At 43.2% G+C, this 24553-nt stretch carries 17 protein-coding genes and 1 riboswitch; of the genes, 9 read left to right on the top strand and 8 right to left on the bottom strand.

Annotation, left to right across the window (positions count from 1 at the left end):
* Positions 1–3 precede the first annotated feature (3 nt).
* From Q0590_RS33195 to Q0590_RS33185, 3 genes are all read left to right on the top strand, one after another.
* Positions 4–1479: a DUF1501 domain-containing protein gene (locus Q0590_RS33195; protein ID WP_302041977.1), complete on the top strand. Its 1476-nt coding sequence runs from the start codon at positions 4–6 to the stop codon at positions 1477–1479.
* Positions 1480–2009: 530 nt separating this feature from the next.
* On the top strand, positions 2010–5222 hold the full coding sequence (locus Q0590_RS33190) for a DUF1553 domain-containing protein (protein ID WP_302041976.1): 3213 nt from the start codon (positions 2010–2012) through the stop codon (positions 5220–5222).
* Between the two features lie 332 nt (positions 5223–5554).
* Entirely contained in the window at positions 5555–7006 is a 1452-nt protein-coding gene (locus Q0590_RS33185) for a DUF1501 domain-containing protein (RefSeq protein WP_302041975.1), read from the top strand.
* A gap of 108 nt (positions 7007–7114) precedes the next feature.
* Here Q0590_RS33185 and Q0590_RS33180 read toward each other — a convergent pair whose 3' ends face one another.
* The 3 genes from Q0590_RS33180 to Q0590_RS33170 form a co-directional block, all read right to left on the bottom strand.
* The gene (locus Q0590_RS33180; protein ID WP_302041974.1) at positions 7115–10270 is read right to left on the bottom strand and encodes a PQQ-dependent sugar dehydrogenase; all 3156 of its coding nucleotides are present in this window, start codon (positions 10268–10270) and stop codon (positions 7115–7117) included.
* Positions 10271–10603: 333 nt separating this feature from the next.
* Positions 10604–11767: an amidohydrolase family protein gene (locus Q0590_RS33175; RefSeq protein WP_302041973.1), complete on the bottom strand. Its 1164-nt coding sequence runs from the start codon at positions 11765–11767 to the stop codon at positions 10604–10606.
* A gap of 117 nt (positions 11768–11884) precedes the next feature.
* Entirely contained in the window at positions 11885–12565 is a 681-nt protein-coding gene (locus Q0590_RS33170; protein WP_302041972.1) for an SOS response-associated peptidase, read from the bottom strand.
* Between the two features lie 155 nt (positions 12566–12720).
* Between Q0590_RS33170 and Q0590_RS33165 the strand changes: the two genes are divergently transcribed.
* From Q0590_RS33165 to Q0590_RS33150, 4 genes are all read left to right on the top strand, one after another.
* On the top strand, positions 12721–12885 hold the full coding sequence (locus tag Q0590_RS33165; protein WP_302041971.1) for a hypothetical protein: 165 nt from the start codon (positions 12721–12723) through the stop codon (positions 12883–12885).
* Between the two features lie 73 nt (positions 12886–12958).
* Positions 12959–13147 carry a hypothetical protein gene (locus Q0590_RS33160; protein WP_302041970.1) on the top strand — a complete coding sequence of 63 codons (189 nt, stop codon included), beginning with the start codon at positions 12959–12961 and terminating at the stop codon, positions 13145–13147.
* Between the two features lie 210 nt (positions 13148–13357).
* Positions 13358–13840 (top strand): GAF domain-containing protein, encoded by a 483-nt coding sequence (locus Q0590_RS33155; protein WP_302041969.1) that lies wholly within the window; start codon positions 13358–13360, stop codon positions 13838–13840.
* A 282-nt stretch (positions 13841–14122) separates the two neighbouring features.
* The gene (locus Q0590_RS33150) at positions 14123–14455 is read left to right on the top strand and encodes a phage holin family protein (protein WP_302041968.1); all 333 of its coding nucleotides are present in this window, start codon (positions 14123–14125) and stop codon (positions 14453–14455) included.
* A gap of 103 nt (positions 14456–14558) precedes the next feature.
* Here Q0590_RS33150 and Q0590_RS33145 read toward each other — a convergent pair whose 3' ends face one another.
* From Q0590_RS33145 to Q0590_RS33125, 5 genes are all read right to left on the bottom strand, one after another.
* Positions 14559–15335 (bottom strand): enoyl-CoA hydratase/isomerase family protein, encoded by a 777-nt coding sequence (locus Q0590_RS33145; protein ID WP_302041967.1) that lies wholly within the window; start codon positions 15333–15335, stop codon positions 14559–14561.
* Between the two features lie 140 nt (positions 15336–15475).
* The gene (locus Q0590_RS33140) at positions 15476–17590 is read right to left on the bottom strand and encodes a ComEC/Rec2 family competence protein (protein WP_302041966.1); all 2115 of its coding nucleotides are present in this window, start codon (positions 17588–17590) and stop codon (positions 15476–15478) included.
* A gap of 298 nt (positions 17591–17888) precedes the next feature.
* The gene (locus Q0590_RS33135; protein ID WP_378410543.1) at positions 17889–18464 is read right to left on the bottom strand and encodes a fasciclin domain-containing protein; all 576 of its coding nucleotides are present in this window, start codon (positions 18462–18464) and stop codon (positions 17889–17891) included.
* A 139-nt stretch (positions 18465–18603) separates the two neighbouring features.
* Positions 18604–19803, bottom strand: a complete 1200-nt coding sequence (sucC, locus tag Q0590_RS33130) for an ADP-forming succinate--CoA ligase subunit beta (RefSeq protein WP_302041965.1) — start codon at positions 19801–19803, stop codon at positions 18604–18606.
* A gap of 119 nt (positions 19804–19922) precedes the next feature.
* Complete coding sequence (locus Q0590_RS33125; RefSeq protein ID WP_302041964.1) at positions 19923–20969, bottom strand: DUF3500 domain-containing protein; 1047 nt, start codon at positions 20967–20969, stop codon at positions 19923–19925.
* 397 nt (positions 20970–21366) lie between these two features.
* Between Q0590_RS33125 and Q0590_RS33120 the strand changes: the two genes are divergently transcribed.
* Together Q0590_RS33120 and Q0590_RS33115 are read left to right on the top strand one after the other, a co-directional pair.
* A complete protein-coding gene (locus Q0590_RS33120; RefSeq protein ID WP_302041963.1) occupies positions 21367–21750 on the top strand; it encodes a T9SS type A sorting domain-containing protein in 384 nt (127 codons plus the stop codon).
* A 133-nt stretch (positions 21751–21883) separates the two neighbouring features.
* Positions 21884–21980: riboswitch (TPP riboswitch) on the top strand.
* A 57-nt stretch (positions 21981–22037) separates the two neighbouring features.
* Entirely contained in the window at positions 22038–24482 is a 2445-nt protein-coding gene (locus Q0590_RS33115; protein WP_302041962.1) for a TonB-dependent receptor, read from the top strand.
* Positions 24483–24553: the final 71 nt, after the last annotated feature.

Below are 24553 nucleotides of genomic sequence, written 5' to 3'. Positions count from 1 at the left end.
ACAATGGATAATTTTAGCTGTAACAATTTCAACTCAAAATATACCCGCAGAGATTTCCTAACTAAAACCTCGTTAGGTTTGGGAGCTGTGAGTATTGCCTCTTTGCTGAATCCCTTCAGTATTTTTGGTAATGCAAATACCCCTAAGAAAATTATAGAAAACAGCAGCGGTGGCATATTAGGACAACCTCATTTTGTACCCCGGGCCAAACGGGTAATCTACTTGTTTCAAAGCGGCGGTCCCTCCCACCTGGATTTATTCGACTATAAGCCTACACTCAATAAGATGAATGGAAATGAGTTACCTGGAAGTATCCGGGGTGAAGGCAGGTTGACTGGTATGTCTTCCGGACAAAACTCTTTTCCAGTGGCGGGTTCACATTTTTCTTTCAAACAACATGGGAACTCTGGTGCCTGGATGAGTGAATTGATGCCCCACACCTCCAAAATTGTAGACGAGCTTTGCTTTGTCAAATCTATGTACACGGATGCCATCAATCATGATCCGGCGATTACTTTTATACAAAGCGGTTCTCAGTTTCCAGGAAGGCCTTCTATTGGGTCTTGGTTGAGTTATGGTCTGGGGACGGATAATGAAAATTTGCCTTCGTTTGTTGTATTAGTTACACAAGGCCAGGTGGGACAACCGATTTATGCACGGTTGTGGGGAAATGGATTCCTGCCTTCCGAACATCAGGGGGTACAGTTCCGGGCAGGAAAAAACCCGGTGTTATATCTCTCTAATCCTCCTGGAGTAGAACCTGACAGCCGGCGGGAGCAACTCGATTACCTGAATAAATTACAGGAAATGCAGTATGATGAATTCGAAGATCCGGATATTCAGGCCCGCATCTCCCAGTACGAAATGGCTTACCGCATGCAAACATCCGTTCCGGAAATTATGGATATCTCCAAAGAGCCGGATTACATCTATGATATGTATGGACCAGATTCCCGGAAGCCGGGCACCTTTGCTGCCAACTGCTTGCTTGCCCGGAGGCTGGCTGAAAAAGGGGTAAAGTTTATTCAACTATACCACCGGGACTGGGATCATCATGGGGGATTGCCGCAAGGCTTGCCTGTGAAATGCAAAGAAACCGACCAGAGTTCAGCTGCCCTGATTATGGACTTGAAACAAAGAGGTTTACTGGAAGATACACTCGTCATCTGGGGAGGTGAATTCGGACGCACCACTTATTCTCAGGGCAGACTAACCGCCGATACTTATGGCCGTGATCATCATAATAAGTGCTTTACCATTTTTATGGCTGGTGCTGGTGTAAAGAAAGGATTTTCTTATGGAGCCACTGATGAATTTGGGTATAACATTGCCCAAGATCCGGTACATGTCCACGACTTTCAGGCTACCTTGCTGCACATTCTCGGCATTGATCATGAAAAGCTTACCTATAAATTCCAGGGTAGACGATACCGGTTAACGGATGTACATGGTAAGGTAGTACGGGAAATTTTAGCATAATGCACAGATTATTGATTATGATTGAAGTTTTCTTAAACTATTTATTGTCGACCATACCTTCTTACTTTCTTTATTAACAATGTGTTTTATTTTTAAAGGAGTTAATGAATCTTCGATGTGTCATTGCTACAAAGAAAGGGGCAAAGCGCATGCTTTGAGCCAGCCTTGTGCCATGCAAAGAAAAATCTAGGAAAAACAACGCTTCCCCGCACCAAACCTTCGCATGGCCCGCTATTTTTCCAAGCCTGCGCTCTTTTACTGTTTAGTTATAATTTTTTTATAGAATTTTCGATAAAAGTATATTTATTGTTTTAGCTAAAATGTATTTAAAAATGATAACAGCTTTTGCAAAAGACGCCTTTTACAAGCTTTGGCATGGGGAGCTGGGTTGTGAGGATTGTATACAGCAGTGTTGCAAAAGCAAGGCCGGCCCGGTCATGAGGGCAAAGCTCCCGGTAAGGTCAACACTCAATGTTCACTACATAAGCTTGATTTTATTTTAGAATACTTAATTCCACCTTTACCACGCTATGACGAATCCTCCGGATAAGAAGCTATTAATTCTAGGTGTGCTAATATGGATAACCTGCATAACTCTTTTTGTACAGAGTTGCAGCGTAGACAAGCCTGAAGAAATTGCAAGCCTGGAAAACCAACTTCCCGCCACTATTGATTATAACCTGCATGTACGGCCAATTCTTTCCGATAAATGCTTTTTTTGCCATGGCCCGGATAAAAACAAGCAGGAAGCCGGTTTGGAACTAGCTACTAGGGAAGGAGCCTTGGCCCCACTGGAAGAGCACCCGGATAAATTTGCCATCGTCCCTAGGAATTTGGCAAAAAGTGAACTATACCACCGCATCATTTCAACCGAGGAAGAAGTGATGATGCCGCCCAGAGAATCGAACCGGGAACTGACAGCATATGAAAAAGCCATATTACTAAAGTGGATAGAGCAAGGAGCCGAATATAAACCACACTGGTCATTTATCAAACCAGAAAAGAAGCCGCTACCCCAAGTAAAAGAGAAAGAATGGACGAAGAATGCGATAGACTATTTTGTACTACACAAACTGGAGGAAAATGGCCTGAAAACTTCTCCGGAAGCAGATAAAGAAACCTTACTTCGAAGAGTTACCCTTGACCTGACTGGCTTGCCACCTACCCTAGAAGAAACAGATGCCTTCCTGTCCGACAATTCCCCAAATGCCTATGAAAAAGTGGTAGACCGCTTGTTGCAATCGCCTCACTATGGAGAAAAAATGGCCGTAGACTGGCTAGATGTAGCCCGTTTTGCAGATACGCATGGGTATACCGTAGACCGATACCGCCCGATGTGGCCCTGGCGTGACTGGGTTATTAAAGCCTTTAACGAGAATATACCGTATGACCGGTTTATTACCTGGCAGATGGCTGGAGATCTGTTGCCCAATCCTACCCGGGAGCAGAAACTGGCTACTGGCTTTAACCGGAACCATGCCCAGAATGTAGAAGGAGGTATTGTCAATGAAGAATTCCGGGTGGAATATGTGGCTGATCGAACGAATACCCTGGGTACGGCATTTTTAGGCGTAACCATGGAATGTGCCCGTTGCCACGACCATAAGTATGATCCCATTTCTCAAAAAGACTATTATAGTGTATTCAGCTTCTTTAACAATGTGGAAGAAGCAGGCCAGATTTCCTGGGACGATGCCATGCCTGTACCTACCATGCTGTTAACCGAAGCTAAGCACGATAGTCTGATTCAATTTTTCGATGAACAATTAAAAGGAGCTGAAAACGATCTTACTCATATCATTGAGAATGAAAAACAGGAGTTCGAAGAATGGAAAATGACTCACTCAAAAAAGCCTTTATTCAATCCTGCTCAAGGATTACAAGCCCATTTTACGTTTGATAAACTGGTAAAAGATGCGTTCATTAACGAAGTTTCTGCCAACGACAAAGGTACGGTGCTAGATCCGGTAATCGTCCCTGGTAAGTTTGGCAATGCTTTTCAATCCAATGGGGATGATATTCTGAAACTGGGCAAAGTAGGTATTTTCAACCGGGCTAACCCTTTTTCTATTGGTGTATGGATCAACATTCCCAAAGATTTATCGAAAGGGGTGATCTTCCACAAAGGGAATGGCGACATTCTGTATAATTTCCGGGGATATTTCCTCAACCTTCGCGAAGGTAAAGTAGAATTGCTCATGGCCCACACCTGGCCATATAATAACATTGTCAAAATCACAGAAAAAGAACTGCCCAAAGAACAATGGCTACACCTGCTGATGACTTATGATGGATCCAGTAAAGCAGATGGCTTGAAGTTGTACATCGACGGCAAAGAAGCTCCGATGATTACAGAAAAAGATAATTTATATAAGGATATTTTACTTACCGGAGAGGATCAGCCCGGCTTGCAGGTTGGAGCTGACTGGCGGGGTGTAGGTTTCAAAAATGGCTTAGTAGATGATCTGTTGATTTATACCAGAGAACTAACTTCCCTGGAAGCTTCAGAACTAGTTCAAGTAGCACAAAAAGGTTTGTCGGTTCAGCCACAAACGCAGGATGAAAAAGCTTTAGCTAACTATTACTTTGCCAATTTCTCACCTGCATACCAAAAAGGGTTAAAAGAACTGGAAAAATTGCGGGAAGAGAAAAATAAAGTGGTTGAAGAGATACCTGAGATTATGGTGATGGAGGAAATGGAAAAGCCGCGGTCTACGTATCTGCTCAAACGTGGGCAATATGATAATTATGGAGATAAAGTAAACCCGGACGTACCCAACAGTATTTTACCTTATGCTAAGAATTTGCCTAAAAACAGACTTGGCTTGGCTAAATGGCTTACACATCCGGATAATCCTTTGACAGCACGAGTCGCTGTAAACCGTTACTGGCAAATCTACTTTGGAAAAGGTCTTCATAAAAATGCCAATGACTTTGGTAACCAGGGCGGCTTACCCAGCCATCCGGAATTACTGGATTATCTGGCTGTTAATTTCAGGGAATCTGGATGGGATGTAAAAGCCTTGCAAAAGTTAATGGTAATGTCTGCTACCTACCGGCAATCGTCCTATGCTTCGCCGGCACTTCAGGAAAAAGACCCGGAAAATATATTGCTTGCCAGAGGTCCTGCCTTCCGCCTAACAGCTGAAATGGTCCGGGATAACGCCTTAGCAGCCAGTGGATTGCTAGTGCCTAAAATGGGTGGCCCCAGTGTAAAGCCCTATCAGCCGGAAGGTTTATGGGCAGTGAATATGACCGTATACAAACAAGATACCGGACAGGCTTTGTACCGCCGAAGTCTATATACTTTCTGGAAACGTACCAATCCGCCCCCTTCCATGAACACATTCGATGCCCCTGACCGGAGCAATTGTACCGTGCAGCGGCAGCAAACCAGTACCCCACTTCAAGCCCTGGTGCTACTGAATGATCCGCAGTTCGTGGAAGCAGCCAAGGTATTGGCTGAAAGAGCTGGCAGAGAGTATAACACAGAAAAAGAGCAGATTGTATATATGTACCGGCTACTTACCGGCCGCAAACCGACAGAAAAAGAAGTAGCCATTCTTCAGAAACTGTATTCCAACGAACAAGAGAAATTCAAGCAATATCCGGATAAAATGAAAGGCTGGTTATCAGCTGGTGAATACAAATTTACCGGAGATATAGATACTCCTGCTCTGGCGGCAGGCACCGTAGTAGCCAGTACCATCTTAAACTCCGATGCCTTCCTGACCCGGAGGTAGAGAAAAAATTAACTACTAATTCTAATGACTATTGATTAGGATTACCCAGCTTTCATGAGAAAACTTTTATAATGCCTATTTTGTATGTTGTACTTATACTATTTGAATAAAAAGATTCTGTGTTGACAACAGCCTTTCCAAAAGCTGCCTTATAGAATCTTTGGCTTTGGAAGCAGGTATGTGCGGATTCTATAGAGCAGTGTTGGAAAGGCGGGGCCCGTCCGGACCTGGAGGACAAAAACTTTCGGTAAGGTATATCTCTACTGATTATTACCCAAAGGTGACAATATGATAGTATAATTTGATTTTGTTTTATCCTTGTATCCATAGCTATGTACGAAAAATTAGCACAACAAGTAGCCGATAAACTCAACCGCCGGTCATTCTTAGCCAAAGCCTCCTTAGGACTGGGGTCTCTGGCTTTGGGTTCTTTGCTGGGCCCACAAAAACTACTGTCCAATGACGATCCTGGAGGCATTTTAAAAGCACCGCATATACCGCCAAAAGCCAAGCGGATTGTATACTTATTTCAAAGTGGAGGCCCTTCCCAGTTGGAGTTGTTCGACTACAAACCGATGCTTCAAAAAATGCATGGCCAGGAATTGCCAGATTCCGTACGAAAAGGGCAACGGCTTACCGGCATGAGTGCCGGACAATCGGCCTTGCCTATGGTGGGTTCGCCATATCAATTTGCACAGCATGGGAAAAGCGGTGCCTGGGTAAGTGAACTCATGCCCTATACGAGTGGTGTAGTAGATGAATTGTGCTTTATCAAATCCATGTACACTGAGCAAATTAACCATGATCCGGCTCTCACCTTTTTCCAGACTGGACACCAGATAGCTGGCAGACCCAGCATTGGTTCATGGATTAGTTATGGGTTAGGGTCAGATAATGAAAATTTGCCGGCATTTATTGTATTGGTTTCTAAAAACGGACAGAAAGACCAACCTTTATTTGCCAAGCTATGGGGCAATGGATTTTTACCTTCTAAACACCAGGGAGTTCAGCTCCGGGCGGGTTCCGACCCGGTATTATACCTAAACAATCCGGAAGGCTATGGAACGATAGACAGGCGGGATATGCTGAACGCCCTGACCCAACTGAACCAGGCACAACTGGAGCAAGTTGGCGATCCGGAAATTAACAACCGGATAGCTCAGTATGAAATGGCTTTCCGGATGCAGACCTCTGTACCAGGCGTAACCGATCTATCAGATGAGCCAGACTGGGTATTTGATCTGTATGGCGAGGATTCCCGTGACCCTGGTACTTTTGCTGCCAACTGTTTGCTTGCCAGAAGGCTGCTGGAACGGGATGTAAAGTTTGTGCAACTCTACCATCAGGGATGGGATCAGCATGGAGATTTGCCAAAGGGTATTACCAAACAATGCAAAGCCACCGACCAGGCTTCTGCGGCTCTGGTAAAAGACCTAAAGCAACGCGGATTATTGGAAGATACCTTAGTGATCTGGGGTGGAGAATTTGGCCGTACTAATTACTCTCAGGGTAAACTTACGAAAGATAACTACGGCCGTGATCATCATCCCCGCTGTTTCACCATGTGGATGGCCGGAGCTGGGATCAAACCAGGAATTAGCTATGGCGAAACGGATGAATTTGGCTACAACATAGCCAGCAATCCGGTACATGTGCATGATTTCCAGGCCACCTTGCTTCACCTGGCAGGCATAGACCATGAAAAACTATTTTACCAGTACCAGGGCCGCCGTTTCCGCCTCACCGATGTAGAAGGGCGTATCGTAAGAGATATCTTGAGTTAAGTCTCAATCCTAATAGCATGTAGATATAGTAAAGCTTTTGTATTGAAGCAAAACGGATAACCTCCTTATACAGAGGAATAATGCACATAATTGCCTCACTCAATTTTATCAGTTATTGGATAATGCACTAGTCACAGCAGCAGGTTTACCAGAAAAATAGATCCAATCAATATTAAATAAATTCTTATTCTGCGCATTAGGATTGGTGAAGACGAAGTAGATATCATGGATGCCATTTACTTTTTGTTTTACCTGGGCAGCTACTTCCTTCCATCCGTTTTTAGGATCATCTATATTTCCGGCAGGGATGGTTATACTACTGACCAATGGACCATCAGCTTTATCCAGGTGTACTTCTATCGTTCCGCCAGCTCCATGTGCTTGCATCCGGTAGGTGAATCCATTCACATGCGTTAGGTCAAGTTGATTGAACTTTACATAGCTGCTGTGGCGGATACCAGTAGCATAGGTCATAAACAAGGTAGTCATGGTGCCAAGCCGGACAGTGCCTTCATCAAAATCCTCTATTTGTACTAAGGGATTGCGAAGGGCTATGTACTTGCGGGCAGGAAGCGGTTCAATGCCATTTGCCCCTTTATCGGTATAGCTAGCCATCAATAGGTAAGAACCTTCCTGACTTTTCCCAATATGGTCTTTTAGAGCAATACTTCCCTGCAGGGGTAAAGAGGTATTCGTTTCTGTTAAAGACAAAATATACCGTACCATCTCTTTTGCATCTTCCTTAGGTAAATCCGGATGAGATGACATAGGCCGTTGCCCCCAGTTACCACTTCCTCCTTTAATCACTTTATTTACTAATTGATCTGTGATACCAGCTTTACCTGCATATCGTTTGGAAACCGCCATATAGGCCGGGCCTACTGATTCTTTGTCCAGAGAATGGCAGGCTTTGCAGTCTAGCGTATTTACCAGATACTGGCCTCTGGCGTATTGCAGATTCTGCGGGGCTTGTCCGCTGGTTAACACGACTGCCAGATCTTTGCCTTGTGGCAGGAAATTCAGCGATATAGTTACCTTGCTGGGGTCAATCGTTTTATCTTCCAGATCACTAACCTCTACGGTATAGTCTAGCTTCGTATTATCCCAGTAGAAAGTTCGGTTGGCAGTGGTGGCAATATTCACTACTGGCGGAGCATTTCCTGCTTTTACCTGAACTGTTGCCCTATTGCTTTCACCCTGATTGTCTGTTACGGTAAGCTGAACATCGTAAGCGCCTGGTTTGGTAAACGTATAGGCCACTTCTTTTCCTTCCAGATTCTTGCCCTCTATCTGCCATTGGTAGTGCAACTGATCATTCTTATCATAGTCTTTAGAATTAGCTGCCGATAGTTTTGCTTGCAGTGGGGCGGCTCCATAGAGGTGATCCACCTGAATATCGGCAATGGGTTTGCGGTTTCCTTCGGCATATTCCACTCGGATCAGTTTGGCATCTGAGTTTTTAGCAAACCAGTTAGTGCCATACTCTAAAATATAGGTGGAACCATCGGCTGCGAATTGTATATCAGTAGGTGCTACAAACTCCAGGTGATCCAGGAAAGGCTCCATCCGCAAGTAATTGCCATTCTCATCCAGGGTAACCGCCATAAACCATCGCCGCACCCAATCATAGATAATCAATTTTCCATCGTAATAGGGAGATAATTTAAAGGGTGCATCAGAAAACAGATCACTGTAGTAGACTGGCCCAGCCAATAAACTCTGCCCTCCTTTGCCTACCAAGGGAAACTTTTTAGAAGCACCATCTCCATACCAGATCATGGCTTTCTGGGCAGGCGGCAACTCCCGCAAACCAGTATTATTGGGCGAGGCATTAATAGGTTCCGATGGATTGAATTTTGGCCCTTCTTTTTTAGTGGCATAATTATAATAAGGAAAGGCTTCATTTTCTCCCAGGAAGTAGGGCCATCCATAAAAGCCTGGTTTGCGGGCCTGGTTAATTTCATCATAACTCAAGGTACCTTCCGAAGCTAGCACTTTGGTATCCGGACCAATATCTCCCCAGTACAAAAAATTGTTTTTTCTATCGACAGCAAAGCGGTACGGATTGCGGCTACCCATAATATATATTTCCGGGCGGGTTTTGGGTGTTCCTTTTGGAAATAGATTACCTTCCGGAATAGAGTAACTGCCATCTGGCTCAGGCTTTATCCGCAGTATTTTTCCCCGCAAATCATTGGTATTGGCTGCTGTTGCCTGGTCATCGGCCAACTGCCGGCCCGGACGTTCGTCAATCGGAATGTAGCCTTCCGTTTCTTCGGCATTGGTATTATCTCCGGTAGAAAGATAGAGCAACCCATCTGGCCCGAAATGCAAATACCCGGCAGAATGGCAACAATATTTCCGTTGCATGGGCACTTCCAACAGTGTTTTTTCAGAAGACCGGATCAGGCTATCACCCCTGAGTTCCATGCGTGACAAGCGGTTAATGGCTTTCTCTCCGGCTACTGCATAATAAAAATACACCCATTTATTGGTAGCATAATTTGGGTCTAGCGCCACACCCAGTAAGCCATCTTCAATGCCGCTGAACACCTCAAACTGGGCCAGGGTTTTTAATTGCTTCAGCTTATCATCATATACTTTCACAGCCCCTTTCCGTTCTACAATGAGTACATTATTATTCGGCAGAATAGCCATTTCCATGGGTTCATCCATTCCCTGTGCCAGTACGGTATACGTATAGCGGCTGGCATCTGGTACTGGCAACGTGGTAGCTTTGGTGTAATCAGGTGTGGTATTTTTTCCGATGGAATAGCTCAATGCTTTTTGTAGTTCCTCCGCTGAGAAAGCTGCTGGCAATGCTGTTACATTGCCATTATCTTGTTTCAACTCCTGACCTGTCTGCCACTGATTCCAGGTTTGCAGCCATGGCCAGCCATTCTGGGTATGCAGGGTATCTTTAATAGCCACCACTCCCCCACCGCCAGCTTCCAGGTACCTTTTCAAAGAAGTGACTGCCCGGTGGTTTAGTGACTGAACGGCGGAAAAAGGTAATACGATACTGCTTATCTGTTTCAGGGAATCATCTTGTAAATACGCGGCATCTGTTGATTTAATAACCGTCCACCCGGCTTTAGTGGCTGCTTGCTGTAGCTGCTCTTCTACTGAAGAAGCATTTTTATCTGCATATAACAGGACTTTGGTCTGCTCCCGTTTGGAAGGACTATTTACAGAAGTGGTATTAGACGTACAAGCAGCAAATACGGATAGCAGGAGCAGGAAGAAATAATACTTCATATTCATATAAATAGGGGAAACAAAAGGCTAAATATGGCAGATAGAAAGAGAATTCACCTTATCCAACGCAACGTATTTAATCATTTATAGCTGATTTTAACAGAGTAAAATCTTGTAGGCTTTACTTAAGTTACGATTTCATGTCTAGCATTCCAAACTAAACTATTCTGCCAGAACCAGCTTTTCTATAACCAGATAAGCAGATTATAGAATGAGTAGTTTTAAACCTGTTAGGTTTTCAGAAACCTAACAGGTTTTCGCTATTGAATTTCCTGAACAAGCACCGGCAAACATTAATCTAATTTTCAAATTTTCACATTGTCAAATTCCCAAATTTGCCTATATCCTGGTTGTTTTGGTTATCCCAGGTATCCACTTTTCAGCATTTTTCCGGTATATTTTATCTATCACCCCTTTAGGCAGTTTCAACCCTTTAAACTCCGCGCCATTATTGGCATTTTTCATTACTTCATCGGTGGCAAAAAATGTCCAGTCGCGGAGCCAGGTATCGTGGGTACTCTTTTTTACATCTTCCGGCTTGGTGCCTTCATTAATCACAAAATCAGTCGCATACAAAATCCGGTCTTGGTAGTTGATGAAGAAATCATATACTTTCTGATGATCTGTTATGGCTTGGTTGTGCAAATGCGGAATACGGGCAGCCATATCTACGGCCAGGTTGGGATATTTGTCCAGACGTTTAGCTATTTCGGCCACATCCCACTCCAGGCTTGCCAGGTGTACACTTACTACTTTCAGATCCGGGTGTTTTTCCAGCATATGGTCTCTGGCATTTATCTGATCTTCATACGAAGGATATTCCGGATGCTTGTACATATGATACTGCGGATTTTCACTAAAATACCGTTTATCTCCCTCTACCGTCATTTGTTCAATAGGCAGCCAGCAATTTTTAGGTTCTCCCTGGTGGCTCAGCAAAGGGATGTTGTTTTTGGCCATGTACCGGAATATAGTGTCGAACCTGGGGTCGTCAATCATCACAAACTTTCCATTTTTGTCTTTCAGTTCCATGCCAATGTTCTTCCACACTTTTACACCAACGGCTCCTTTAGCAAAAGCATCTTGTAAATAGGCCAGGGTTTTCTCCTGCCACTTCGGATCGGTCCAGTTCTTTACCGTAAAGGTGGTTGCTAGCACCGTACGTTCCGGAAAATCTTTTACATGCTGCAATGCCATATCCCGCTGTTTTTCCACAGGCGGAGAAGAAGGGCCATCTACATTGATATCTACCAGACGGAAATTATCTTCCTCGGCTTGCTTCAAAAAAGTAGAATCTGGTGTGCGTATATGAATGTGAGAATCTATCTTCTGTACCTTGGTAAAATCCTGTAGGGTATAGTAAGCCTCCGGGGCACTGGTACTGGCAGTGTCAGCCGTTTGCTGGGTGTTTTCGGATGTGTTTTGCTGTGAACAACTGGTTAGCAGCATGGAACTTGTAAAAACGGCTAAAGATAGCTTACGTAAATAATTCAGATTTTTCATAGGGATAAGTACACGTTAACATATGGCAGATATCTCAGATCAGTCAAGAGAAAATGAGTCAGTTTAATCGAACAAGTAGGGCGCACCAGGCCGTTTTATAGGACGGCAATTCGTATTTTACGAAGCCCCGGCACCTTTCTCCAGAGAATCAAGTAGTTCTTTAATGTTATTTGCCGGCGAATTTACCAGCGTAGATACCGGGTATGCCTCCATGTCTGCGGCATTGTAAGGCACAAGTAAGTCCATGGCTTCATCAGGGTTCAGGTCGTTGCTGAGCCAGTGTTTTTCCTGAGCTGGGGGCAAAATAACGGGCATGCGGTTGTGAATGGGAGCCATTAATTCATTCGGGTCAGTGGTAATAATAGTAAAGCTCTGTACCTTGTTTCCTTTGTCATCTTTCCATTCATCCCATAAGCCGGCAAAGGCAAACAACCCATTATCTTTTAACGTGATCCGGAAAGGCTGCTTGGTTTTTCCTTCTTTTTTCCATTCATAAAATCCATCGGCAATTACCAGGCACCGCTTCTGTTGCAGGCTTTTGCGGAAAGCAGGCTTTTCTTTTAGGGTTTCGGCCCGGGCATTAATCATTTTATTCCCAATAGAAGCATCTTTAGCCCAGAAAGGAATTAGTCCCCATTTAAAATAGCGGATAGTTTCCGGGTTGTTATTGCTGATGACAGGCAGTACCTGGGTGGGGGCTGCATTGAATGTTTCCCGGAAAGTATCTTTTTCCAGGCTTGCGTCAAAACGTTGGGCTATGACTTCTGGCTTTTTTGCGAGGGTGTATCTTCCGCACATAGGTATTAATGGTTGGTTTAGTAGCTTTTTTAGAAACATACCAGCAGTTTATACAGGGGTGTATTCCTACCTAAATATACACATTCCTGTAGCAAGTATGAATCTTAAATGATTTTTTCCCGTAGAACTCGCTATACATATTAACTTTTAAAGCTATGCCACAAGGAGATAAATCCAGTTATACGGAAAAGCAAAAACGCCAGGCAGAACACATTGAAGAAAGTTATGAGCAAAAGGGCGTTTCAGAAAAAGAAGCAGAAAAACGCGCCTGGGCCACAGTAAATAAACAAGATGGCGGTGGCAAAAAGAAGAGCAAATAAGGCGAATCCTAAGTGAAAAGGGGATTAATTTACTTACAAACAAACATGTTTTTTACAATTTATTCAACCAACCATGAAAGAAGCAGAAGAAGAAGATAAAAACAAAGATATAAAAGATGTAGAGGCACAGCCGGCAAAAGAAACCCGGGGCACCAAAACTATGCAGCAACGCCAGCTGCACAAAAACACGGACGATGTATCTATGAATGAAGGATTCGATGTAGATCATAACTCTGATCCGATACTGGCTAAAAAACAATAACTACGTACTTTCTGGTACGTACAACCAGCTCAGCACCAGTATGCCTGTTTTTAGAACAGGTATACTGGTGTTTTTTTCTGGAATTTTTATCAGGGATAATTGTTTGAATGGAATAAACCTTCGTACGCAATGCATTTTACAAGCTTGATCATTTGCGCATGTATGGGATAACCCTGTATTTTTATACGTTTATCATTCCTACTCTATTTTATGGCTGAAACACTAATTATTCCTGCTACTACTGATAAAAAAGAGATTTACCGCACCCTGGTTCCCCAGATAGAAGCCCTGGTAAGCGGTGAGCCTGATACCACAGCAAATCTGGCAAATATTGCGGCTGCTTTAAAGCAAACGTTCGGCTTTTTTTGGGTGGGGTTTTACCTGGTTAAAAACAACCAGCTGGTTCTAGGGCCCTTTCAAGGACCCATTGCCTGCACACGCATAGATTTTGACAAAGGTGTATGTGGTGCCTGCTATACCCGCCGCGAAACAATTATTGTACCTGATGTAGAGCAGTTCCCCGGCCATATTGCCTGTAGTTCCGACTCCAGATCAGAGATTGTGCTCCCTGCTTTTAAAAATGGACAGGTAGCCCTGGTCTTAGATGTAGACAGCGACCAGCTGAATGATTTTGATGAACAGGATAAGGAAGGACTGGAGCACATAATGCGGATTGTGGAAACTATACTTTAACCGCACTTTCCTTAGTTAAAACCCTGGTTATTTTACAAATTACCAGGGTTTTTTCTTTCTTTAGCCAGATGTATGGCAATGGGTAAAGTAAAATGTGCTTGTACTAGCTTAAGAAACCTATTTTTTTGTACATTCACCGCGAATGAAAACGAGCCTTTCACAGGCGGTTGGCGAAGGCTACCAACTGAATATTCATTAGTCGGTAGCCCGATAAATCAACATAAGTGAACTTTGTCCGTATAACCATGCGAAATACAAAATAACCATCTAAACCAACACTCTATGGGATTTATTTTAAAACTCCTGCTCTCGGCAGTAGCCGTTTATATTGCAGATTATCTGATAGACGGGGTACGTATCAATACCCTGACAACTACCCTTATTGTAGCCATTGTGCTGGGTTTGCTGAATGCTATTGTTAAACCCCTACTGGTTATCCTCACCATTCCGGTAACCATTCTTACACTGGGATTATTTCTGCTGGTGATCAATGTTATTATCGTGTACATTGCGGCAGCCCTGGTACCAGGCTTTGCCGTGGATGGCTTTATATCTGCGCTTCTGTTCAGTATTGTAGTATCGCTGGTAACCTGGCTGCTAGATTCAATTTTCTAAACCCAACTGGTACTGGTAGATACATTCGCCTAAAAACAGTTGCTTATTCATCCCTTGTTGATCTCTACTAGTAGTGAATTAACAAGGGAGTTTAGTGTAAGCATTACAGCCATTTTATTTCCTGTTTATTCACAAAAGCAGCTATGCCTTTTTTACAATCGTCACTTTCACGGGCTTTGGCATTCATCTGGGCTGCATAAGCCAAACCATCCTCTACAGGCAATGATTGCACATCGGCTATCAGGTGTTTGGTAAGAGCCATAGACTGGGCAGAGTTTTTCTCACAAAGTTGCCGCGCAAAGGAAACTACCTGTTCCTCAAGTGTTGAGGCTTCCACTACATAATTAATCAGATTATACGATTTAGCTTTCTCCGCTGAAATTAACTCTCCTGACAATAATAATTCTCTGGCTCTGGTTTCTCCGGTTTTCCGGATCAGAAATAAGCTAACAATGGCCGGCACAAACCCAATTTTTACCTCGGTGTATCCAAATGTAGCCTCTGGCACACTAAATGAAAAATCGCAGACGGTGGCCAGGCCGCAGCCTCCGGCAATGGCATGCCCGTGAACCTGGGCAATCACTACTTTGTTTAAGGTATAAATTAAGCGAAACAGGTCTGCTAGCTGGGTAGAATCTGCCAGGTTTTCTTCAAAAGAATTGTTTTGCAACTGCTGTAAATAGGCCAGATCAGCTCCTGCGCAAAATACTTTTCCATTTGCCTTCAGCACAATTACTTTCACCAACTCATCTGCAGCCGCTTTCCGGAAGGCGGTTGTCAGTGCCTGCACCATCTCACTGTTTAAGGCATTGCGCTTATCCGGACGGTTCAGGGTAAGATAGGCAATGTGTTCTTTTACTTCGTAAAGGATCAGGCTCATAGGTTTGAATGAGGAAATTTGAGAATGTGGAAATTTAAAACTAGTAGCTGCTAAACTAACGGAAAGCAGGTACTATTGGTATAGTCAAGCTGAGACAACATAAGGTTCATTCATTGTGGCTATCTCTTTACTGCCGTGGCTTAGTTTTTAGTTAAAATAAAAGCCCCCTCTTCCCGGATGGAATAGCAAGGAATTTTAGCCTGTAAAGCTTGTTGGGCCAGTTTACTGGCAATATACGGTTTAGTAGTGCCATCAATAATTAAATGCTTGATAAACGCTTCCTTACCTGTCAGGTCTTTTACAGCATTATGCTGTACTACAAGATAATCAGGTTGAAGGCTGGCTATAGCTTGCCAGGAAGAAATAGGTTTTTGAACGAATAAAAACGTTTTTCCCTGCCATACCAGAATAGAATAATTTTGAAACTGCTGAAAGGCAACAGGTAATGGCTCAGGTTTATAAAAATTAGTGAAGTGATGGGTAATAATACCCGCCTGCCGCCAGTGCCCTGTCAGATGAAAATCTATGGTATGGGTATTCCGCAGCAAAGCTGAATCTGCCATAAAATAGTTTTGTCCTCCCTCTAACACACTTAGGGCAGTATGGTTGGCTATGCTGTACATGGCTATTTGTTGTTGCTGATGCTGTTTGGTTATTTCTACCACATTGAGTATGGCCAGCAAACAAACCAGGCCAACAGTTACCGACCAATAAATAAGCTTTTTGTAGTAGACAAAAAGCAGAAAGGCAATAATCACTAAGTAAAGGAGCAAACTTTCGCTGGCGTTAATGGAAATATTTTTGATCAATGCACCAGGCAGAGCTTCTGTAGCGAAAGCAGTCAGGTTCAGTAGCTTTACGGCTAGTTCCAATAAAAAAGCTAAACCAGTAGATACATACGGAACGAAAGAGAAAAACAACGTAGCGATACCCAAATACAAGATAACGGCTGATAAAGGGATAATTACCAGGTTTGCCAGCAAAAAATACACAGGAAACTGATGAAAGTACAGTAAACTCAACGGAACTGTTCCAATCTGGGCAGCCAGGCTGGCACACGTAATCAGCCAGGCTTTATCGAGTATATATGTATCAAACTCCAACAGGTGGTAAATTTTAGGAGATATATAGACAATACTCAGCATGGCAGCATAAGAAAGCTGAAAGCCTACATCCATGAGCAACAAAGGATCGTAGCAGAGCAAGATAAAAGCAGAGAGGGCAAGCGTATTGTAGATACTGTTTTGCTTATTAGCGGCCTGGGCAATAACCACAAAAGAAAACATAACCACTGCCCGTAATACGGATGCCGAAAGCCCTGTGATAAAGGCATAAAACCACAATAAGCTTAACGCAGTCAGGGCAAAAAGAGCTTGCCCATACCTGATCTTTTTTATCCGTTGCAGGAAAAATGTAATAATTCCAAACACAATAATTACGTGCGCCCCGGAAACAGCCAGCACATGCATAGCCCCGGCACTGGAATATGCCTCTTTTATCTCATTATCCAGTCCATTCCGGATGCCTAAGACTAACCCGCTGGCAATGGCATATTCCCGTTGCGAAGGTATATGTACTTTGAAAATACTATCGGCCTTTTGCCGGATGCGGATAGATACAGCCATCACGCGGGAAGGAGGCTGGTTCTCATAAATAGCTACTTGTGCGGCTTTTACAAAATGCTGATGGTAGATTTGCTGGAGTTGCAGGTAATGCCGGTAATCAAATTCATCCGGATTGGCAGGAGCCGGTACCCGTTGCGGATGCGCTTTTATCAATAGTTTATCTCCATATTGGGGTTTAGGAGTTTTAGTATCCAGGTAGAGTAATACCTTGCCCGAAGCATTCCTCCATTTCTCCTGCTGATAAATGTGTGTTACCTCCAGGTGAGCTTTGTGGCTTTTGGCACCAGTAGTAACTTCCGACACAACAACTCCACTGTAATATTGAATAAAAGCCGGTTGCTGGAGGAGATGGCCTGGCTGGGTAGATTGGTTACGCTGATGGGTTATTACATAGCCTGCCAGAAAGATAATGATCAAACCTAGTAAGCCTGTTAAGGTGCTAAACCGCTTGCCTTTCCATACTATACGGATCAGTAAATAAAAAGCTACGTAACCAGCTGCCAGAAAATAAAAGACCGGCACCAGGTAGCCGATGGCCGTAACAGAAACAGGAAAAGAAACAGCTGCTAAAATGCCTGCGATCAGGTAAGCCGTGAGCCTCACAAAAACGTAAGGAGCCCATTTGATCATATACTCGTACCCAGTTAAAAGTTGACATACATAAACCAGGTATAAATATATAAAACTCCTATACAGGCACTTGTAGAGAATAGCCGGCAAAGGTACATCGCCAGAACAGCATGAAGAGCTATACTTAATTTGTGTTTATTGAACAAAAAAGTAATAGACAGATGGGTATTTCTGCAAAAAAATAACCTTGCCGGAAAAGTCAGCAAGGTTATCGGTACTCATGAATTCCAAAAGTTATTGCTTCTGTGTAAGTAACACGCCGGAGAAGGATATTGTTATGATTTATTTTTCATGCAAACTAATTGGGCATCACTACCTTATCTAGCACATGGATTACTCCATTCGACTGATTTACATCGTAGGTAGTAATGTTGGCTATATTACCTTTTTCATCTTTCAGGCTGATATTTTTGCTGCCATTCATCATAGCTGTTAACGTACCGCCACTTACTGTTTTTAAAGCTGCTTTGCCTTTCCCTGCTTTGATTGCTTTCAATATAGCCTCATAGTCATATTTGCCACTTACCACATGATAGGTTAGTATCTTAGTTAAGGTTTCTTTGTTCTCGGGTTTTAACAAAGTTTCTACGGTGCCATCAGGCAGATTTTCAAACGCATCGTTGGTAGGCGCAAATACGGTAAAAGGTCCTTTACTTTGCAGGGTTTCTACAAGTCCGGCTGCTTTTACAGCTGCCACCAGTGTTGTGTGATCTTTTGAGTTAACGGCATTTTCCACAATGTTTTTCTGTGGATACATGGCTTCGCCCCCAACCATTACTGTATTGTTCATGGCCATATCCTGGGCAAAAATAGCTTGAGTAAACAGCGTAGTAAGCAGCATAGAACAGCTTAGTACATAGATGGTTTTTTTCATTGGTTGTATCGTTTGTTTGGTTTGATGCCATACTTACGCCACCTATGTTACAGCGGATTTTGACCTGTAAAAAAAAATTGGGCAAAAAAAGAAAGGCTGGTAGAAACCAGCCTTTCAACAATTAGTTATATAAACTTTATTACTTTACGCCTTTCAATACTTCGGTTACCCGGGCAGCAGCATCTTTCAACAATACAGCTGAGTACACTTTTAAGCCTGATTCATCTATAATGCGGGCTCCTTCTTCGGCATTGGTTCCCTGCAAACGCACGATAATGGGAATATTGATATTACCAATGGCTTTATAAGCTTCCACAACCCCATTAGCTACGCGGTCGCCCCGCACAATACCCCCAAACACGTTAATTAATATAGCTTTTACATTAGGGTCTTTCAGAATAATGCGGAAACCGGCTTCTACCGTCTGGGCATTCGCTCCACCCCCTACGTCGAGGAAGTTGGCAGGTTCGCCACCAGAAAGCTTAATAATATCCATTGTTGCCATCGCCAGACCGGCTCCATTTACCATACAACCCACGTTTCCATCCAGTTTCACATAGTTCAGGCCAGATTTGCTGGCTTCTACCTCTAATGGATCTTCTTCGGTGATATCCCGCAATTCAGCATAATTTTTATGACGGAACAGGGCATTATCGTCCAGATTTACTTTGGCATCAACGGCTAAAATTTTATCGTCAGACGTTTTCAGCACCGGGTTAATTTCGAACATGGAAGAATCTGTTTCCACATACGCCCGGTATAAAGCCTGGATAAAATTGACCATTTCTTTAAAGGCATTGCCTTCTAATCCGAGGGAAAAAGCAATTTTGCGTGCCTGGAAGGGTTGTAAGCCTACCAGCGGATCTACCCATTCTTTTGTAATTTTTTCGGGTGTATGTTCCGCTACTTCTTCTATATCCATTCCGCCTTCGGTACTGGCCATAATTACATTGCGGCCTTTGGCACGGTCCAGCAGAATACCCAGGTAATATTCCTTAGGCTTAGATGGCCCCGGATAATATACATCCTGTGAAATCAATACTTTGTTTACTTTCTTTCCTTCAGGGCCGGTCTGGTGGGTTACCAGTTGCATGCCCAGTATTTTCTTAGACAGTTCACGTACCTCTTCCAGATTTTTTGCCACTTTTACTCCACCACCTTTTCCGCGTCCACCGGCATGAATCTGTGCTTTTACTACATAAAACTGGGTACCGGTTTGCATATGTAACATACGGGCAGCTTCTACAGCATCTTCAGGTGTGTCGGCCACAATACCTTCCTGAATACGGACACCATAGCTTTTTAAAATTTCCTTGCCTTGATATTCGTGAATATTCATGTGATTAGCGTTATAAAGTTTCAGGCACGAATGTAAGCAATAATATTTTATTTGCGAACGATTCATTTATGAAATCACCTGCTAAAGTCGGATTTGCAGCAGACCAGCCGCTTTTGGCATTAATTTCCGTGAGATTGCTGTTCGTAGTGTTTTTTCAGGATGTCTTCTCCAAAATCGTTGGCTAAGTCGCGTACCACGGTATGTACATGATTGCCATTATTTTGGGTGTTGTCATATTCAATAAGGATTGTAGGCCCCAGGATGCGGTAATAATGTTTCTCTCCCCGTTGGGTACTGCCTGCCCAGGCAAATAAGAGGTTATCCATGCCAGCCTTGTTTATCTTTTGCTTTTGATTTTCGGTCATTTGCTCACGGAACGTAGCCAGATATTCATCCAGCAGTTGCATAAATAACTTTTTCTGTGCGGCAGTCATCTGGGCATAGGTAAGGCCTTTTTTGCTAGTTAATAAAGCTTTGCGGTTGTTGCTGGTAATAATATCGCCAGGAGCTTCTTCATTAAAAATGACTGTTCTCAACTGGGCTGGTGTGAAGCTTTGAAGCAGGGCACGGGCCAGTTCTTCTTCCTGTTTTAAAATTTGTTTGCCTTTTTCTGGCCCACTGGGTACGATTGCCGGATTAGAGCCCATAAATAGCGGCGTAGCAGATACGACTTCGTTGGTTAACGATGAAAAATTAAGCGATAGATGATGGCCTTCTATCCGCCATCCCCAGGGTTCTTTTCTGGATGGTGTGCCAAATACTGTGAAATAATATTTTCCTGAATCCCGGTAATCATCCTCTGGTGGGCGGTTCTCGAGTACTTTTAATACCTTTTCCAGTTCTATAATAGCGGCCGCTTTGGAATAGCCCGGTTTACTAAGTGATTCCTGCAATACTGCCATAGCCGCCTTTTGCTGTGTAGCAGTCATCTCTTTGAAAGGTACTCCCTTCCTGGCTCTGGGCACAAAATACCAGTTATAGCGTTCTTCACTTTCAAAAGGATAGGTAGCTTTTTTGCGAAGAGAATCCGGCAGCGAGGTTAAAAAAGAATGGACCGTTTTTACCATATCTGCCGAAACTTTGTTTTTACTACCAGAAACAGCCTGCGCCCCTGCTAAGTGGCAGGAAAATAGAAATAATATGAGTACATAGCTGAGCTTTTTCATAAAGGTGTTAAAATAGATGGCTTGTCAAATCAAAATATTCTTCTGTAGAATACTATCTTCCGGAAGACAATTTTCTACTACCAGAATATACTGTATTCAATATAAACAAAAACCTATCGCCATGCTTGAAAATAAAAAGCATCCTTTTTTTCTTTTCTGAATTCACCTTCACGCATTTTGGGGTATAGTCTGTTTCTGCCACTTACCACAGCTAGCAACCATCTGTAGTGGTATGCCACCTACCATCCTGGCCTGCTATCTAAAATATAAGTACAAATGAGACAAAATTGACTAAAAAGGGCTTTTTTGAGCCATAAAATCACATTTTGTGGGGGATAGGAGCTTGGTCTTTTGTATAGATATTTGGGTAGTAATTAATCTAAACACGCATACCCTTATGAAACGGTTGAGTAAATTTTTTAGTGCTGCTCTTATAGCAGTTGCCCTGTCTGCTACGGTAGCTGCCGCGGGCACTTTCGAAAATACCTATTCCCACATAGCTTCCACAGACGATACCTTGAATGTGACTAAAAAAATGCGGGTTATATTTATTCCTAATTCTACGTACAGAAATTTTAAAATTGGCATTGAGAGCCCCCAAAAAACCGATGTAAATATACAGGTGCTGAATAGCAAAGGCATGGTAGTGTATTCCGACCTGCAAGAGAAGGTATCAAAAAAACTGGAAGAGATCAACTTTTCGTTTTTGAAAAAAGGGGAATATACGGTGAAAGTATCCAGCCAGGATGACGTATACACCAAAACCCTTCTTGTTCCTTAATACCAAGAAACCCTTTTCAACAAACCACTTAATCATTTGTACCTGCCCTGTAAGGCAGGTTTTTTAGTTTATCCTTCTCTCTATAGTAAAATCTGCTTTTTCACTTCCCCATTCCATAATTAAGGTCTACCTTTGCCATAATTAGGGGTGCCCCAACAATTCGGGCTGAGATCATACCCATTGAACCTGATCAGGGTAATGCCTGCGAAGGGAAAACGGTAAACAAACAAATGCAAAGTCATACCCCTGTGGCTTTTGCTATGTTTCACCTTATACTACCACTTATTATGAAAAAGCTACTCATGCCGCTGGCATTGATGGCATTGCCCTTTTTTGCATGGGCACAACTTACTATTTCCGGCAGAATTACGGATGCTGCCGACCAGGAACCGTTACCCGGTGTCCATGTACTGGTACAAAATACGTATAAAGGCAGTTTTAGCCTTTCCGATGGCACCTATACACTCACCGGCTTGAAACCTGGCAACTATGTGTTAGAGGTTTCTTTTGTAGGGTACGAAAAACGTATACAGCCAGTGGAACTGACAGAATCCACCTCCCTGGATTTTGCCTTAAACCGGGCTACCATTCTGGCCGATGAGGTAATTGTACAGGCTACCCGGGCTTCGGAAAACTCGCCAACCACTTTTACCAACATTTCCACGGAAGAAATACGCGAGCGGAATTTTGGACAGGACTTACCCTTTCTGCTCAACCAGACTCCTTCCGTGGTGGTCACTTCCGATGCTGGAGCAGGCGTAGGCTATACCGGTATCCGCATCCGGGGCAGCGACCCTACCAGAATTAATGTAACCATTAATGGCATTCCTTATAACGATGCCGAGTCGCAGGGTACATTCTGGGTAAATATGCCCGATTTTGCCTCTTCTGTAGAGAATATTCAGATACAGCGGGGTGTAGGTACCTCTACCAACGGCGCCGGGGCTTTTGGTGCCAGTCTTAATATTCAAACCAATACCTTAAAACAAGAGGCCTATGCAGAAATAGATAATTCCTATGGCTCTTTTAATACCTGGCGGCATACGGTAAAAGTGGGTAGTGGCTTGATTGCCGGAAAATGGTCTTTTGATGGCCGCCTTTCTAAAATTTCGTCCGATGGGTATATAGACCGGGCTAAATCCGATTTAGGTTCTTATTTTGTTTCTGGCGGCTATCATGGCAAGTCTACGCTGGTAAAACTCAATATTTTTTCCGGAAAGGAAGTTACCTACCAGGCCTGGTATGGCACCCCAGAGTCCCGCATCCGCAACGACAGGCAAGGCATGCTAGCGTATATTGACCGGAATGGTCTTTCAGAGGCGGATGCGGCAAACCTGTTGAATTCTGGACGCACCTATAATTATTATACTTATGACAACCAGGTAGACAATTATCAGCAGGACAACTATCAGCTAATTCTGTCGCAGGAAATAAATAAACACTGGAATATAAACGGAGCTCTGCACCTGACCCGTGGAAAAGGATATTATGAAGAATTCCGTCCGGATAATGATTTTGCAGACTATAAATTACCAGATCTCACGATTGGCGATTCAGTAATTGCATCTACTGACCTGATCCGTCGCCGATGGCTGGATAATTATTTCTATGGCTTTACCTACAGTGCCAACTATACAAGTTTAGGTAGGCTTAGCGCAACTCTTGGCGGAGGCTGGAACCGGTACAAGGGCAAGCATTTTGGCGAAATTATATGGGCCAGGTTTGCCGGTAATAGCAATATCCGGGAGAGGTACTACGAAAACGACGCCACAAAAACAGATTTTAACATTTTTGCCAAAGCCAATTACCGCTTTACTGATCAGTTCCTTGCCTATGTAGATTTGCAATACCGTCGCATTGATTATTCCTTTCTGGGCTTTGATACGAACTTAAATAATGTGCAGCAAGCCACAGAACTACACTTTTTTAATCCGAAAGCAGGCCTTACTTATCAGCTAAACAATCAGAATAATATTTATCTGTCGTATAGTATAGGTAACCGCGAACCTACCCGGGATGATTTTACCCAATCGACCCCACAGAGCCGCCCTAAACACGAAACGTTACGGAATCTAGAAGTAGGCTATCGGAAAGGAGGTAAAAACCTGACTTGGGGCATTAATTATTACCTGATGGACTATAAAAACCAGCTGGTACTAACCGGACAAATAAATGATGTAGGAGCGTATAGCCGGACAAATATCCCTAAAAGCTACCGTACTGGTGTTGAGTTGGATGTGACAGCTAAACTGTTGCCTGCTCTGCAATGGAGCGGCAATACTACCATTAGTTCCAATAAAATCAGAAACTATAATGAATTTATAGACAACTATGATCTGGGAGACCAAACGCTGCTTACGTATTCTTCGACAGATATTGCTTTTTCGCCAAAAGTAATGGCAGGCAGCACCTTTTCCTATACTCCGGTAAAAAATCTGGGCCTGCACTTTATTTCTAAATATGTAGGCAGCCAATACCTGGATAATACGTCTAGTGAATCCCGTAAACTGGATGCTTTTTTTGTAAATGATGTACGGATTAACTATACTCTTCGAACAAAGTTTATCCGGGAAGTGGGGTTGAACTTGCTGGTGAATAATATTTTCGATGAATTATATGAACCTAACGGATATACCTATAGCTATATATATGATGCCAGGGTTGTAACGGAGAACTTCTATTATCCGCAAGCAGGGACTAATTTTTTAGCCTCGGTTACCTTAAAATTCTAATGTATTTACTAAAGTATAACGTGAACTATGGATTAGCCGGTGCAACATTAGGCAGCCATAGGGTAGTGCTG

This window comes from Rhodocytophaga aerolata, from assembly GCF_030503435.1.
Lineage (GTDB): Bacteria > Bacteroidota > Bacteroidia > Cytophagales > 172606-1 > Rhodocytophaga > Rhodocytophaga aerolata.
Note: the sequence above shows the minus strand (reverse complement) of the source record. Positions and strands in the feature narration are given on the sequence as shown.

What these genes read in the sequence shown, in the direction of transcription:
- Q0590_RS33150 (WP_302041968.1), top strand. Translation starts at nt 14,123, where the DNA reads ATGGGATTTATTTTAAAACTCCTGCTCTCGGCAGTAGCCGTTTATATT.
- Q0590_RS33115 (WP_302041962.1), top strand. Translation starts at nt 22,038, where the DNA reads ATGAAAAAGCTACTCATGCCGCTGGCATTGATGGCATTGCCCTTTTTT.
- Q0590_RS33140 (WP_302041966.1), bottom strand. Translation starts at nt 17,590, where the DNA reads ATGATCAAATGGGCTCCTTACGTTTTTGTGAGGCTCACGGCTTACCTG.
- Q0590_RS33145 (WP_302041967.1), bottom strand. Translation starts at nt 15,335, where the DNA reads ATGAGCCTGATCCTTTACGAAGTAAAAGAACACATTGCCTATCTTACC.
- Q0590_RS33160 (WP_302041970.1), top strand. Translation starts at nt 12,959, where the DNA reads ATGAAAGAAGCAGAAGAAGAAGATAAAAACAAAGATATAAAAGATGTA.
- Q0590_RS33125 (WP_302041964.1), bottom strand. Translation starts at nt 20,969, where the DNA reads ATGAAAAAGCTCAGCTATGTACTCATATTATTTCTATTTTCCTGCCAC.
- Q0590_RS33190 (WP_302041976.1), top strand. Translation starts at nt 2,010, where the DNA reads ATGACGAATCCTCCGGATAAGAAGCTATTAATTCTAGGTGTGCTAATA.
- Q0590_RS33120 (WP_302041963.1), top strand. Translation starts at nt 21,367, where the DNA reads ATGAAACGGTTGAGTAAATTTTTTAGTGCTGCTCTTATAGCAGTTGCC.
- Q0590_RS33185 (WP_302041975.1), top strand. Translation starts at nt 5,555, where the DNA reads ATGTACGAAAAATTAGCACAACAAGTAGCCGATAAACTCAACCGCCGG.
- Q0590_RS33180 (WP_302041974.1), bottom strand. Translation starts at nt 10,270, where the DNA reads ATGAATATGAAGTATTATTTCTTCCTGCTCCTGCTATCCGTATTTGCT.
- Q0590_RS33165 (WP_302041971.1), top strand. Translation starts at nt 12,721, where the DNA reads ATGCCACAAGGAGATAAATCCAGTTATACGGAAAAGCAAAAACGCCAG.
- Q0590_RS33175 (WP_302041973.1), bottom strand. Translation starts at nt 11,767, where the DNA reads ATGAAAAATCTGAATTATTTACGTAAGCTATCTTTAGCCGTTTTTACA.
- Q0590_RS33195 (WP_302041977.1), top strand. Translation starts at nt 4, where the DNA reads ATGGATAATTTTAGCTGTAACAATTTCAACTCAAAATATACCCGCAGA.
- Q0590_RS33155 (WP_302041969.1), top strand. Translation starts at nt 13,358, where the DNA reads ATGGCTGAAACACTAATTATTCCTGCTACTACTGATAAAAAAGAGATT.
- sucC (WP_302041965.1), bottom strand. Translation starts at nt 19,803, where the DNA reads ATGAATATTCACGAATATCAAGGCAAGGAAATTTTAAAAAGCTATGGT.
- Q0590_RS33170 (WP_302041972.1), bottom strand. Translation starts at nt 12,565, where the DNA reads ATGTGCGGAAGATACACCCTCGCAAAAAAGCCAGAAGTCATAGCCCAA.
- Q0590_RS33135 (WP_378410543.1), bottom strand. Translation starts at nt 18,464, where the DNA reads ATGAAAAAAACCATCTATGTACTAAGCTGTTCTATGCTGCTTACTACG.